This window comes from Rhizobium johnstonii 3841, from assembly GCF_000009265.1.
GTDB lineage: Bacteria > Pseudomonadota > Alphaproteobacteria > Rhizobiales > Rhizobiaceae > Rhizobium > Rhizobium acaciae.
This window is the reverse complement of the sequence record NC_008380.1, coordinates 2,710,107-2,723,113: the sequence shown is the minus strand read 5'-3', so window position 1 is coordinate 2,723,113 and position 13,007 is coordinate 2,710,107. Positions and strand designations below refer to the sequence as shown.

The 13,007-nt window shown below is 60.8% G+C and carries 14 protein-coding genes; 10 read left to right on the top strand and 4 right to left on the bottom strand.

The genetic code is table 11. The annotated features are described in order from the left end of the window. The first annotated feature begins 73 nt into the window (after window positions 1-73). Together RL_RS13335 and RL_RS13330 are read left to right on the top strand one after the other, a co-directional pair. A complete protein-coding gene (locus RL_RS13335; RefSeq protein WP_011652137.1) occupies window positions 74-1,192 on the top strand; it encodes an anhydro-N-acetylmuramic acid kinase in 1,119 nt (372 codons plus the stop codon). Then, window positions 1,189-1,716 carry a GNAT family N-acetyltransferase gene (locus RL_RS13330; RefSeq protein ID WP_011652136.1) on the top strand — a complete coding sequence of 176 codons (528 nt, stop codon included), beginning with the start codon at window positions 1,189-1,191 and terminating at the stop codon, window positions 1,714-1,716. Before RL_RS13335 ends, RL_RS13330 begins: the two co-directional genes overlap by 4 nt. Here RL_RS13330 and RL_RS13325 read toward each other — a convergent pair. Beyond that, a complete protein-coding gene (locus RL_RS13325) occupies window positions 1,713-2,888 on the bottom strand; it encodes an acyltransferase family protein (RefSeq protein WP_011652135.1) in 1,176 nt (391 codons plus the stop codon). The two genes, RL_RS13330 and RL_RS13325, sit on opposite strands and share 4 nt — an antisense overlap. Window positions 2,889-3,031: 143 nt before the next feature. Next, window positions 3,032-3,709 (bottom strand): alpha/beta hydrolase, encoded by a 678-nt coding sequence (locus RL_RS13320; RefSeq protein WP_003540001.1) that lies wholly within the window; start codon window positions 3,707-3,709, stop codon window positions 3,032-3,034. 217 nt (window positions 3,710-3,926) lie between these two features. Between RL_RS13320 and RL_RS13315 the strand changes: the two genes are divergently transcribed. The 8 genes from RL_RS13315 (at window position 3,927) to sufA (ending at window position 11,226) form a co-directional block, all read left to right on the top strand. After that, window positions 3,927-5,093, top strand: a complete 1,167-nt coding sequence (locus tag RL_RS13315; RefSeq protein WP_011652134.1) for a cysteine desulfurase family protein — start codon at window positions 3,927-3,929, stop codon at window positions 5,091-5,093. Between the two features lie 144 nt (window positions 5,094-5,237). Then, a complete protein-coding gene (gene sufB, locus RL_RS13310; protein ID WP_003539987.1) occupies window positions 5,238-6,707 on the top strand; it encodes a Fe-S cluster assembly protein SufB in 1,470 nt (489 codons plus the stop codon). A 1-nt stretch (window position 6,708) separates the two neighbouring features. Beyond that, entirely contained in the window at window positions 6,709-6,954 is a 246-nt protein-coding gene (locus RL_RS13305; RefSeq protein ID WP_011652133.1) for a hypothetical protein, read from the top strand. An 83-nt stretch (window positions 6,955-7,037) separates the two neighbouring features. Then, on the top strand, window positions 7,038-7,793 hold the full coding sequence (gene sufC / locus RL_RS13300; RefSeq protein ID WP_003539985.1) for a Fe-S cluster assembly ATPase SufC: 756 nt from the start codon (window positions 7,038-7,040) through the stop codon (window positions 7,791-7,793). Window positions 7,794-7,818: 25 nt separating this feature from the next. Beyond that, on the top strand, window positions 7,819-9,093 hold the full coding sequence (gene sufD, locus RL_RS13295; protein ID WP_041936335.1) for a Fe-S cluster assembly protein SufD: 1,275 nt from the start codon (window positions 7,819-7,821) through the stop codon (window positions 9,091-9,093). 12 nt (window positions 9,094-9,105) lie between these two features. After that, window positions 9,106-10,347 (top strand): cysteine desulfurase, encoded by a 1,242-nt coding sequence (locus RL_RS13290; RefSeq protein ID WP_011652131.1) that lies wholly within the window; start codon window positions 9,106-9,108, stop codon window positions 10,345-10,347. A gap of 12 nt (window positions 10,348-10,359) precedes the next feature. Further along, entirely contained in the window at window positions 10,360-10,740 is a 381-nt protein-coding gene (locus RL_RS13285; RefSeq protein ID WP_003559708.1) for an SUF system Fe-S cluster assembly protein, read from the top strand. Between the two features lie 93 nt (window positions 10,741-10,833). Then, a complete protein-coding gene (gene sufA, locus RL_RS13280; RefSeq protein ID WP_011652130.1) occupies window positions 10,834-11,226 on the top strand; it encodes a Fe-S cluster assembly scaffold SufA in 393 nt (130 codons plus the stop codon). A gap of 59 nt (window positions 11,227-11,285) precedes the next feature. On the opposite strand, the gene RL_RS13275 is transcribed toward sufA, so the two are convergent. Then, entirely contained in the window at window positions 11,286-11,591 is a 306-nt protein-coding gene (locus RL_RS13275; RefSeq protein ID WP_011652129.1) for a flagellar basal body rod protein FlgC, read from the bottom strand. Window positions 11,592-11,753: 162 nt separating this feature from the next. Beyond that, entirely contained in the window at window positions 11,754-12,800 is a 1,047-nt protein-coding gene (locus RL_RS13270) for a glycoside hydrolase family 25 protein (RefSeq protein WP_041936334.1), read from the bottom strand. Between the last annotated feature and the right edge of the window lie 207 nt (window positions 12,801-13,007).

Genomic DNA, 13,007 nt, shown 5'->3' with positions numbered 1-13,007 from the left:
TTGTTGATCTGTCGCGGCGCGTTTAGCACTGTTTTTATAAAAGTGCATCCGGGAATCGCGGGAAGGAAACCTCATGGATGTCATCAGGACCGCGATCGGTCTGATGAGCGGCACGTCGATGGACGGAATCGACGTCGCGCTGATCAGGACCGACGGCCGCGGCTTCATCGAGCGCGGGCCGTTCATGGGCGTGCCCTATGATGCGGATTTTCGCGGACAGCTCAAACGGGCGCTGGAACTGTCGCGTCCACTGACCGACAGGAGCGAACGACCCGCTGAGCTTCGCGAGATCGAGCTTGAACTCACCCTGCGGCATGCAATTGCCGTTACGGCATTCATGGAGCGTTTCGGGCTAGCGGCCGATGCCGTCGATGTTCTCGGCTTCCATGGTCAGACAGTGCTTCATCGCCCTGATGAGGGATTGACGATCCAGATCGGCGACGGCGGGGAACTGGCGAAGAGAACCGCCATATCGGTGGTCTACGACATGCGCGCCAACGACATGGTTCATGGCGGGCAGGGTGCGCCGCTGGTGCCGGCCTATCACGCAGCACTTGCGGGAAAATTCCAGCAGGCGGGACAGGCGGTGTGCTTCGTCAATATCGGCGGCATCTCCAATCTCACCTTTATCGGCACGGACGGCCGGATATCGGCGTTCGACAGCGGTCCGGGCAATACGCTGATCGACCAGTGGGTGGAGATGCAGACCGGCAGAACCTATGATCCCGGCGGTGAGATCGGCGGGCGAGGAAAGGTCGTGGCCAGCCTGGCGGAACGCTATCTGCAAAGCCCGTTCTTCCGCGGCAATGTTCGCCGTTCGCTGGACCGCGGCGATTTTGCGCCGCTTCAGTCCGAGGAAGCGAGCCTTGAAGACGGCGCCCGGACGCTGGCGCATGTCGCCGCCGCCTCGATCATCAAATCCGGCGGTTTCCTGCCGGAGACCCCAGCGCTCTATATCGTCTGCGGCGGCGGGCGCCTGAACGCCACTCTCATGGCGGAGTTCTCAGTCATGGCCGAAAGGCTGGGCTCGAGGGTGTTGACGGCCGAGGAGGCGGGCTTCGACGGCGATGCGATGGAAGCCGAGGCCTGGGCCTATCTCGCCGTCCGATCGCTGGACGGGCTGCCGCTGACATTCCCCGGCACGACGGGAGTGGGTGCGCCAGTCACCGGCGGGGTACTGGCAACACCATGAGAGAGCAAAGGGTCATACTGAAGACGCCAAGGCTTACCTTCGTCATGTGGGAAGAAGGCGATGCAGTCTTGGTACAGCGGCTGCATTCGACGATGGCGACGACCCGATATCTGTCCGGCAACGTGCCGTGGAGCCTCGATAAAGCTGAGCAGCGGCTGAGGGGCTGGTTCGAGGAGCAGGCGCGCGACGGCACGAGTAAATACAAGCTCCTCGCCGAGGACGGCAGCTTCGTCGGCCGCGCGGGGATTTCGAAATTCAGGAACGAGCAATTCGAACTCGGTTATTCCCTGCTCGAGGAGGCTTGGGGCAAGGGTCTGGCGACCGAAGCGGCGAGCGCGTTGGCCGACTGGTTCTTCGAACGGCAGTTTGCATCCGGCTTCATCGCCTTCACGCATCCCGAAAACATCGCCTCGCAGCGTGTCCTCAGAAAGATCGGCATGCATGAACGCGCGCCGATCCTGATCGATGGAGTGCTGGACACGGCTTTCGAGCTCACCGCCGATACACGGCCGGCAAAGCCCTAACTCTTTACGGCGACCGGCCGGACATGAGATTCGCGCCCAGCCTGATTGCCATCCTCGACGCCCCTGACCTGGGCGATGAACGAGAATTTCTTGCGAAGGCCGAGGATCGGCTTCTCGATGAAATGCCAGGACAGCACGGCAACGGCGAGAGCCGATGGCAGGCCGACGAGATAGAGCGCCAGCGCACCATATTTCGGATAGAGGAAAATCGACGGGAACGAGCTGATCCAGATCTGCAAAAACGGGTCATGATAGAGATAGACGCCGTAGGAATAGTCGCCTTTCCTGAAAAAGGCCGGGATGGGCACCTCGGACAGGCCGATGAAGACGGTGATGTAAACAAGAGAGGTGATGACCAAGGGCCGGTTGAGCACCGACTCCGTCGCCCGGCTGTCCAGGGTGAGGATGGCGACGATGCAGACCAGGCAGGCAGCGCCGAATATCCAGCGGGAATGCGGAATGATTGCCCTGAACTGAAAGGCGACGATGCCCATCATGAAGGCCGTTATCAGCTGGGAGCCTCGGCTCATGAACAGGAAGCGCGCGATCGGCTTGATCGAGCCTGGCAACAGATAGGGCATCTTCTGCACGACAAGCCCAATGACGATGTAGGCGATCGTCACCGCCAGCAGCTTGTAGCGCGTCTTCACGATGGCGGTGATCATCAGGAACGACATGATGATGTAGCAGAAGATTTCCCAGGGAACCGTCCACAGAGCGCCATTGACGCGCTGGCTCGGATTATCCTGGAAGACGCCCGGCAGCTCGTAATGAATCCAGCCGACGATATTCAGGAAGTATTTGAAAAACCGCTGATCGGTAAAATATTCGGAATGATAAACGACCGTGATGATCGGCCCGATGATCAGCGAACAAACGACGATATCGACCGCAAGGGCCGGGACGATGCGCAAGCCCCGGTTGATCAGAAAATTCCGCAGGCTCAGGCGCTGGGCGCTGCCGGCGATCAGAAATCCGCTCAACGCGAAGAACATCGGAACAAGAGCGTATTCAGTGAACCAGAATACTGACCCCCTGATGAAGTCATTGTTGTCGGTTAACAAAAAGGAATGGGTCAATACGATGGAAAAGGCGAGCCCTATTCGAAGGAAATCGAACCCCGGACCAATTCCCCTATACTTATCCAGGACTTCCCCGAACGACTTGGTCATTGCGGACCTCGCTTTTGTTAGGATCGCGAGGACCCTACCGCACTGCAACATGGATTGCAACACGGTAGGTGATCTGTTCCGGCACAGCCGGCCCGGTTGTGTTCCGGACCGTCATGGCATTGATGAGGCTGAGATTTGTGGTGTCAGCGAATCCGCTTGGCGGCCGGTTCCGGCACCAGTTCGCCGTTGAGGCGGCGGTCAAGATAATCCTCGCATTCGCCCATCAGCGTTTCCACCTGGCCGTTGAAGAAGTGGTTGGCGTTGGCGACGGTGCGATGGGTAATCAGGATGCCCTTCTGGGTCTTCAGCTTCTCCACAAGGCCGTTGACATCCTTCTCAGGCGCTACCTTGTCAGCCTCGCCGTTGATGATCAGGCCGGAGGAGGGGCAGGGCGCCAGGAAGGAAAAGTCGTAGGTGTTCGGCTGCGGCGAGATCGACATGAAGCCTTCGATCTCCGGCCGGCGCATCAGGAGCTGCATGCCGATCCAGGAGCCGAAGGAATAACCGGCGACCCAACAGGTCTTCGAATCAGGATGCAGGCTCTGCACCCAGTCGAGCGCCGAGGCGGCATCCGAGAGCTCGCCGGCGCCGTGGTCGAATTCGCCCTGGCTGCGGCCGATTCCCCGGAAATTGAAGCGCAGCGTCGTGAACCCGCGCTTCTGGAACATGTAGAAGAGCTGGTAGACGATCTGATTGTTCATCGTGCCGCCGAACTGCGGATGCGGATGCAGAATCAGGGCGATGGGCGCGCTTTTTTCCTTGGAGGGCTGGTAGCGGCCTTCAAGACGGCCGGCTGGGCCGTTGAAAATAACTTCGGGCATTGGTACTCCGGGTTTTATTTCGCGTTCGCGCTGCGTTGGATGACAACATGACTTGACTAGTGTTGTCAGCTTTTCTAAAACGCAGTTTAGAACAATTCGAAACTTGCATGGCGATCCACGCATCGTGGAACGTGTCATAAGGCAAGCCCGGCGGAAATTTCAAGAAAAATGAACCGCGGCCGCTGAAGCAAGCTCGTCAAGCGCAGGACTGAAGATCATGGCGCCGCCACGCCTTTATCTCGACTGGAATGCCACAGCGCCGCTGCACCCCGCAGCACGCGCGGCGATCATGCGCGCCATCGACGTATTTGGCAATCCGAACAGCGTGCATGGAGAGGGCCGCGCCGCGCGCGCTGCCATCGAAGGCGCACGACGCAAGGTGGCAGCACTTGCCGGCACCGATGCCGGCAATGTGGTCTTTACCAGCGGCGCGACCGAAGCCGCCAATCTGGTGCTGACGTCGGATTTCCGCATGGGCCGCACGCCGCTTCGCCTTGGCCATCTCTATTTTTCGGCGATCGAGCATCCGGCGGTGCGCGAAGGCGGCCGCTTCGCCAAAGAGAAGATGACGGAGATCCCGGTGACGGAAGCCGGCATCGTCGATCTCGACGCGCTCGGCCGCCTGCTCGATGCGCATGACAAGGCCGCCGGCCTGCCGATGGTCGCCATCATGCTCGTCAACAACGAGACGGGCATCGTTCAGCCGGTCGAGGCGGCGGCAAGGATCGTTCACGCCCATGGCGGGCTCTTCGTCGTCGACGCCGTGCAGGCGGCCGGCCGCATCGGGCTCGATATCGGCAAGATCGGCGCCGACTTCATGATCGTTTCCTCGCACAAGATCGGCGGGCCGAAGGGTGCCGGCGCGCTGATTGCGCGCGGCGAAGCGCTGATGCCCAGGCCGCTGATTCAGGGCGGCGGCCAGGAGCGGGGTCACCGCTCGGGGACACAGAATTCGCTGGCGCTGATCGGCTTCGGCGCGGCAGCCGAAGCGGCGGTCGACGAACTCGAGGCGCGCAATGCGGCAATCGGCGCGTTGCGCAAGCGGCTCGAAGCCGGCATGCGTCAGGCGGCAGCCGATGTGATGATCCACGGCGAGGGTGGCGAGCGTGTCACCAATACGATCTTTTTCACCCTGCCGGGGCTGAAGGCCGAGACCGGGCAGATCGCCTTCGATCTCGAAGGCGTTGCACTTTCCGCAGGTTCGGCCTGCTCATCGGGTCGGCTTGGCGAAAGCCATGTGCTGACGGCGATGGGACGTGACGCCAAGCTCGGCGCTCTTCGTATCTCGCTCGGCTTTTCGACGACGGAAGAGGATATCGACAGGGCGATTGCGGCTTTCGCCAAGATCGCCTGCCGGCGAAGATCGGCTGGCGAGGCGGCTTGAGCCGCTTCAAAACTTGCGGAAATGCAAATTTCCGCTTGCCAATTGGGCTGAAAAGTCCCTTTTGGCCTCTTACATAAAGGGCAAGACAATTGCCCAAACGCTACAAGCTGCCGGACCTTGTATCCGGCGAGATTGGAGAATGAGATGGCTGCGGTGCAGGAAACAATCGACCAGGTGCGCCTGATCGATGTGGACCAGTATAAATACGGTTTCGAGACCGTCATCGAGATGGACAAGGCGCCGAAAGGCCTGTCCGAAGATATCATCCGCTTCATTTCGGCGAAGAAGCAGGAGCCGGAGTGGATGCTGGAATGGCGTCTCGAGGCCTATCGTCGCTGGCTGACGCTGGAAGAGCCGACCTGGGCGCGCGTCGACTATCCGAAGATCGATTTCAACGACATCTATTATTACGCCGCGCCGAAGAGCACGCCGGGTCCAAAGTCGCTCGACGAGGTCGATCCGGAGCTGTTGAAGGTCTATGAGAAGCTCGGCATCCCGCTGCGTGAGCAGGAGATTCTTGCCGGCGTCGAGAAGCCGAAGATCGCCGTCGATGCCGTTTTCGACAGCGTCTCGGTCGTCACCACGTTCAAGGCAGAGCTGAAGAAGGCCGGCGTGATCTTCATGTCGATCTCGGAAGCCATCCGCGAGTATCCGGAACTGGTGCAGAAGTACCTCGGCTCCGTCGTTCCGACGAGCGACAACTACTATGCGACGCTGAATTCGGCGGTCTTTACCGACGGCTCCTTCGTCTTCGTGCCGAAGGGCGTTCGTTGCCCGATGGAGCTGTCGACCTATTTCCGCATCAATGAGAAGGGCACCGGCCAGTTCGAGCGCACGCTGATCATCGCGGAAGAGGGCGCCTACGTCTCCTATCTCGAAGGCTGCACGGCGCCGCAGCGCGACGAAAACCAGTTGCATGCCGCCGTGGTCGAACTGGTTGCGCTCGACGACGCCGAGATCAAATATTCGACGGTGCAGAACTGGTATCCTGGCGACAAGAACGGCAAGGGCGGCATCTACAACTTCGTCACCAAGCGCGGCGATTGCCGCGGCGACCGTTCGAAGATTTCCTGGACGCAGGTCGAAACCGGCTCGGCGATCACCTGGAAGTATCCGTCCTGCATTCTGCGCGGCGACGACAGCCGCGGCGAGTTCTATTCGATCGCCGTGTCCAACGGCCATCAGCAGATCGACAGCGGCACCAAGATGATCCATCTCGGCAAGAACACGTCGAGCCGTATCGTCTCCAAGGGCATCGCCGCCGGTGTGTCCAACAATACCTATCGTGGCCAGGTTTCGGCTCACCGCAAGGCGTCGAACGCGCGCAACTTTACCCAGTGCGATTCGCTGCTGATCGGCGACAAGTGCGGCGCCCATACCGTGCCTTACATCGAGGCGAAGAATTCGACGGCGCAGTTCGAGCATGAGGCGACAACCTCAAAGATCTCCGAGGATCAGCTGTTCTACTGCCTGCAGCGTGGCATCCCGACCGAAGCGGCGATCGCGCTGATCGTCAACGGTTTCGTCAAGGAAGTTCTGCAGGAGCTGCCGATGGAATTCGCCGTCGAGGCGCAGAAGCTGATCAGCATTTCGCTTGAGGGCTCTGTGGGTTGAGATGAGCGAAGCGGACAAGAAGCGCATTCTTGAACGTCTGACGAATATGCGCGGGGAGATATTGGCGAAAATTCGCCCCCGCGAGCTAAGAAACGAGACCGAAACGCCGCCGGAGCAGCCTTATGTGTTTCTCCGGCAGCGCATGGAAAAACCGGGAAAGATCATTCAGGGGATCTCGGATTTTCTCGAATGGGTTGGGCTCGTAACGGTCGCGGTTTTCCGCGTCGTCCGTTTTTTTGCACGATAGCGCCGAGCGCAACATGTCGATGTCCCTTAGAAATTACGCGAGGCTCTTAGTGAGCTGCGCAGAGAAAAACGCAGGAACCAAAGATGCTTGAAATTAAGAACCTTCATGCCCGTATCGCAGAAGACGGCACCGAGATTATCCGTGGCCTGAACCTGACGGTGAAGGCTGGCGAAGTTGCCGCTATCATGGGGCCGAACGGCTCCGGCAAGTCGACGCTCTCCTATGTGCTGTCCGGCCGCAGCGACTACGAAGTCACAGAGGGCGACATTCTCTACAATGGCGAGAGCATTCTCGAGCTCGATCCGGCCGAACGCGCCGCCAAGGGCATCTTCCTTGCCTTCCAGTACCCCGTCGAAATTCCGGGCGTTGCCACCATGCAGTTCCTGAAGGTGGCGATGAACGAGCAGCGCAAGGCGCGCGGCGAGGACGAGTTGACGACGCCGGACTTCATGCGCCGCGTCAAGGATGCCGCCGGCAAGCTGCAGATCAATACCGAGATGCTGAAGCGGCCGCTGAACGTCGGCTTCTCCGGCGGCGAGAAGAAGCGGGCCGAGATCCTGCAGATGGCGCTGCTCGAACCGAAGCTCTGCGTGCTCGACGAAACCGATTCCGGCCTCGACATCGATGCGCTGAAGATCGTCGCCGACGGCGTCAACGCGCTGCGTTCGCCGGACCGCGCGGTCGTGGTCATCACCCACTACCAGCGCCTGCTCGACTACATCGTGCCGGATACCGTCCACGTGCTCTACAAGGGCCAGGTGATCAAGTCGGGCGACAAGACGCTGGCGCATGAGCTGGAAGCCAACGGCTATGCCGACATCATCGGCACGGCGGCCTGAGTTTCGGGTGGAAAGGACGACGTCCATGAACATGCAGACGACGAGCCGCCTGACTGCGGCCGAGACGGCGCTGATCGAGGCTTTCAACCAGCAGATCGGCGAGCTGCCGGGCAATGGCGCGGTGACGGCACTGCGCGACCGGCTTCTCGACGACCTGAAGAAAGCCGGCCTGCCGACGCGCCGCATCGAGGCCTGGCACTATACCGACCTCAAGAACCTGCTGCGCACGGTCCCGCAGCAGGCGGGCGATGCCGGCTCGCAGGCTTTGGAGCCGCTCGTTGATGACGCCACGGTGCTGGCGGTGATCCAAGGCCATTCCAACCAGAAGGCTACGGTCGACGGTCTTGGCGTTTCGGCCTATTCCGAACGTCTGCTTGACGGCTCTGCCGCGGGCGGGCTCGATGCGCTCGGCAGCGACGACGCGGTAGGCCGCATCAATGGCAGCTTCGTGCGCGACGGCTATGTCGTCGACGTGCCTGCCGATACCGAGCTTGAAACCCCCCTTGAAATCCAGTTCATCCATGCCGGCGGGCAGACGCATACGCGCCTTCCCGTGTCCTTCGGCGCCGGCGTCAAGGCGACCGTCATCGAGCGTCACCTCACGGTGACCGGCGATGCGGCCCTCGTGTCCCATGTCAGCGACATCACGGTGGGCGAAGGCACGGAACTGACCTGGATCATCCTGCAGCAGCAAGGGGCCGACGATACGCATCTCGGCCAGATCCGCATCGATCTCGGCGCTGACGCCAAGCTCCGACTTTTCGTCATCAATGCCGGCGGCAAGCTGGTGCGCCAGGAACTGCATATCAAGGTGACGGGCGAGGGCGCCGATCTGACCCTGCGCGGCATCAACCTGCTCGGAGCCGAAAGCCATACCGACGTGACGATGGTGCTCGGCCACGATGTACCGAATACCGGCTCGACCGAAGTCATCCGCAACGTCGTCTTCGACCGTGCCAAGGGCGTCTTCCAGGGCATGATCCGAGTGGCGCCCGATGCGCAGAAGACCGATGCGAAGATGGCCTGCAACACACTGTTGATGTCCGACGATGCCGAATTCTCGGTCAAGCCCGAGCTCGAAATCTTCGCCGACGACGTGCAATGCGGCCACGGCGCCACGGTGACCGATATCGACGCCAACCATCTCTATTACATGATGGCGCGCGGCATTCCGGAGAACAAGGCGCGGGCGATGCTCGTCAATGCCTTCGTCGCCGAGATCGTCGAGGAACTTGATGATGAAGCCCTGGTCGAGGCGCTGGAAGGCGTGATTTCGGCCTGGCTCGAAAAGCACGCCTGATCGGATATATCAATGGACAAGATAGCGCCGGCCACCCAATACGACGTCGAATCCATCCGCCGGGATTTTCCGATCCTGGCGGAGAAGGTGCACGGCAAGCCGCTGGTCTATCTCGACAACGGCGCATCGGCGCAGAAGCCGCAGGTGGTGATCGACGCCATCTCGCATGCCTATTCCCATGAATATGCCAATGTGCATCGCGGCCTGCACTATCTCTCGAATGTGGCGACGGATGCCTACGAGGCAGCGCGCGAGAAGGTCCGCCGCTTCCTCAATGCGCCTTCGGTGAATGACATCGTCTTCACCAAGAATTCGACGGAAGCGATCAACACCGTCGCCTATGGCTGGGGCATGCCGAAGATTGGCGAAGGCGACGAGATCGTGCTGACGATCATGGAGCACCATTCCAATATCGTGCCCTGGCACTTCATCCGCGAGCGGCAGGGGGCCAAACTCGTCTGGGTGCCTGTTGACGACGAGGGCGCCTTCCATATCGAGGATTTCGAAAAGAGCCTGACGGAGCGCACCAAGCTCGTCGCCATCACCCATATGTCGAATGCGCTCGGCACGATCGTTCCCGTCAAGGAAATCTGCCGGATCGCCCATGAGCGCGGCATTCCGGTGCTGATCGACGGCAGCCAGGGCGCCGTGCATCTGCCTGTTGATGTGCAGGATATCGATTGCGACTGGTACGTCATGACCGGCCACAAGCTCTACGGCCCGTCCGGCATCGGCGTGCTCTACGGCAAGAAGGAGCGGCTTTTCGAGATGCGGCCGTTCCAGGGCGGCGGGGAGATGATCTTCGAGGTCGCCGAGGATATGGTCACTTATAACGACCCGCCGCATCGCTTCGAGGCCGGCACGCCGCCGATCGTGCAGGCGATCGGGCTCGGTTATGCGCTCGACTACATGGAGAAGGTTGGCCGCGAGGCGATCGCCCGCCATGAGGCCGATCTTGCCACCTATGCGGTCGAGCGGCTGAAATCCGTCAATTCGCTGCGTGTCTTTGGGACGGCGCCTGACAAGGGAAGCATCTTTTCCTTCGAGCTTGCCGGCATTCATGCCCATGACGTCTCGATGGTGATCGACCGGCAGGGTGTTGCGGTGCGCGCCGGCACGCATTGCGCCATGCCGCTCTTGAAACGCTTCGGCGTCACCTCCACATGCCGAGCATCCTTCGGCATGTACAATACCCGCGCCGAGGTCGATGCCCTGGCCGATGCGCTTGATTATGCGCGCAAGTTCTTTGCTTGAGGAGTGTCCGTGATGAGCCTGGACGAAAGCGAACAGAAGATCGACGTGCGCGAAGGCATCGTGCATTCCAGCATTCCGGCCGATGAGCTGGCGCGGCTGAGCGACGACGTCATCAGCGCGCTGAAGACTGTCTACGATCCGGAAATTCCCGCCGATATCTTCGAGCTCGGTCTGATCTACAAGATCGACATCGAGGACGACCGGATGGTGAAAATCATGATGACGCTGACCGCACCCGGCTGCCCGGTAGCAGGTGAAATGCCCGGCTGGGTCGAAAACGCAGTCGGCGCCGTCGAAGGCGTGTCGGGTGTCGAGGTGGCAATGACTTTCGACCCGCCGTGGACGCCGGACCGCATGTCGGAAGAGGCGCAGGTCGCTGTCGGCTGGTACTGACATCCCGCGGTATTGATCCGTTTACGAACGGGTACTACATTTGAGTCACGATGCGCCGGATCTTGACCCCGGTTGCGGAAGGAGAATGAGCCGATGGGCTTTGCAATCATGAGCATGACGGACGGTGCTGCGGCTCGCGTCAAGGCGATCGTCGAGAACTCGGGACCGGATGCCAAGGGTGTCCGCGTCGGCATCAAGAAGGGCGGCTGCGCCGGGATGGAATATACCATCGACCTGGTGACCGAGCCCAACGCCAAGGACGACCTGATCGAGCGCGACGGTGCCAAAGTCTGGGTCGAGCCATCCGCAGCTCTCTATCTGCTCGGCACCGAGATGGGCTTTGAGACGACGACGCTCCGCTCCGGCTTTACCTTTACCAATCCAAACCAGACGTCGGCCTGTGGCTGCGGTGAATCCGTCGAGCTCAAGCCTGCCGATCTCGCGGCCCTTGCCGCACAGCGCCAGGGCGAGCCGGTGCATTCCTGATAGGCTTCAGGGCGGCGGAAAATTCTCCGCCAGCAAGTCTCCGATGAAATCGGGCGTGTTCAGTCGCGCTTGATGCTCATGAGCATTTCCCACATGTCGGCGCCGGTCTCGAAGACCACGGCGTTCGCTTTGTAGCTTTGCTCGGCTTCGATCAGGTCGGCCAGTTCGGTGGCCGGATCGATATCTGACGCAGTCGGACTGACGACGGCCTGCACGCCGCCTGGTTCAACGGAGGTGAGGCTGGTGTTCAGCCTGGCATAGCCCGGCGTGCTGCTATTTGCGATGTTGTTGGCGATCGCGCTAACCCGCGTCGTCTGCGCTCGCATTCCCGAAAGAGCAGTGCTCGCAATACCCGATATGCTCATCAGCCGTTTCCCCAGAACTGGATGAAATTCTTGTACACGCAAGGGTTTAGGGAATGCTGAAGGCGTTGCGTTAGCAAAGACCTATAGGTTCGCGCATCTTAACATCCATCTGTTCCGGATTGGCACGGAACGGGGTCTGGAGCGGAGCCATGGCGAGCTTCGCTATCGCGACGCCACCCAGTCGTGCCAATCGCTCTCGTTGCCGTTGAACACGTTGAGGTCGATCTTGCCGTCGACGCCTTCGGAAAGGCCGGATCCGGAATACTGCCAGAAGACCCACTTGCGGCCGGGATAGACCTTGGAGGGATGAGCGGCCACCGAGCGCAGCCAGAAGGGATAGTTGAGCAGCTGACCCTTCAAATTGTCGCGATAGAAATCCGGCGCGGTATAGATGATCGGGCGCTGACCGTAATGGCGCTCCAGCTTATCCATGAAAACCTGCATCTTTTCCCGGACACGTGTGGGGGAGATGCGCCTCTTGCAGCTCGATTCGCCGTTCCATTCGACGTCGATGACGGGCGGAAGAGCGTTGGCTTCCCTTGGCACGTTGCGGATGAACCAGTCGGCCTGCTCGCCGGCTGTCCGGCACCAGTAGAAGAAGTGATAGGCGCCGTGTTTCAGCCCGGCTTCCTTGGCCCGGCGCCAATTCTTCTTGAACATCGGATCAAGGTGATCGCCGCCGTCGGTCGCCTTGATGTAGACGAAGTTCGCGCCTTGCCGCCGCAACGTCTCCCAGTCGATCTCGCCCTGCCAGCGCGACACGTCGACGCCGTGCACGGCAAGCTTTCTCGGCGAAGTGGAACCGAAGTTGATCGGCTTGGCATCGCGGAAGCGGTGGCCGTAAATTTGTCCGCGTGTCGGCGATCTCGTGCCGACATCGGGCATTGTATTGCCCGCGGGATTGGCCGGCATCAGCAGCGCGACCGGCTTATCTGTCGGCAGCGGCATGCCGACAGGCCTGTCGGCGGGCACGAGCGCCTTCGGCTCCGGAACCTCTCCCGCCCAGCGCAACGCCTGCTGCGGCGGGCTTGCCTGCGGCGCAGGATCGCCAACGGCGGCGGCAGGAATCGGGCCGCTCGGCTGGGCGATGGCATTGGTCGTTTCCGGCGACGGCACGTTGCCCAGCACATCTTCGGCGCCAGAACTGGCAGCGCATCCCGACAGGATCAGGGCGGCGAGGAGGATTGCTGGCACTGCCGATGGACGCATAAGAACCTGCACGCAAAACAAGGGATCGACGGTGATCCACTCTGATGGAAGCCGCCTTTCTGAATTGCTAACAGAGACTTGCTAAGAAAGGTTAAATTTGATCCTTGCGCGCCAATATGAGCACTGCCGGGGCCGAACCTCCTGCCATGGAAAGGCCAGCCCGCGAGCAGCCCCTCCCAACCCGTGGGAGGGGCTTGCCGAATTCCT

Coding starts and splice junctions, on each gene's coding strand:
- RL_RS13335 (WP_011652137.1), top strand. CDS start 74: ATGGATGTCATCAGGACCGCGATCGGTCTGATGAGCGGCACGTCGATG.
- RL_RS13330 (WP_011652136.1), top strand. CDS start 1,189: ATGAGAGAGCAAAGGGTCATACTGAAGACGCCAAGGCTTACCTTCGTC.
- RL_RS13325 (WP_011652135.1), bottom strand. CDS start 2,888: ATGACCAAGTCGTTCGGGGAAGTCCTGGATAAGTATAGGGGAATTGGT.
- RL_RS13320 (WP_003540001.1), bottom strand. CDS start 3,709: ATGCCCGAAGTTATTTTCAACGGCCCAGCCGGCCGTCTTGAAGGCCGC.
- RL_RS13315 (WP_011652134.1), top strand. CDS start 3,927: ATGGCGCCGCCACGCCTTTATCTCGACTGGAATGCCACAGCGCCGCTG.
- sufB (WP_003539987.1), top strand. CDS start 5,238: ATGGCTGCGGTGCAGGAAACAATCGACCAGGTGCGCCTGATCGATGTG.
- RL_RS13305 (WP_011652133.1), top strand. CDS start 6,709: ATGAGCGAAGCGGACAAGAAGCGCATTCTTGAACGTCTGACGAATATG.
- sufC (WP_003539985.1), top strand. CDS start 7,038: ATGCTTGAAATTAAGAACCTTCATGCCCGTATCGCAGAAGACGGCACC.
- sufD (WP_041936335.1), top strand. CDS start 7,819: ATGAACATGCAGACGACGAGCCGCCTGACTGCGGCCGAGACGGCGCTG.
- RL_RS13290 (WP_011652131.1), top strand. CDS start 9,106: ATGGACAAGATAGCGCCGGCCACCCAATACGACGTCGAATCCATCCGC.
- RL_RS13285 (WP_003559708.1), top strand. CDS start 10,360: ATGAGCCTGGACGAAAGCGAACAGAAGATCGACGTGCGCGAAGGCATC.
- sufA (WP_011652130.1), top strand. CDS start 10,834: ATGGGCTTTGCAATCATGAGCATGACGGACGGTGCTGCGGCTCGCGTC.
- RL_RS13275 (WP_011652129.1), bottom strand. CDS start 11,591: ATGAGCATATCGGGTATTGCGAGCACTGCTCTTTCGGGAATGCGAGCG.
- RL_RS13270 (WP_041936334.1), bottom strand. CDS start 12,800: ATGCGTCCATCGGCAGTGCCAGCAATCCTCCTCGCCGCCCTGATCCTG.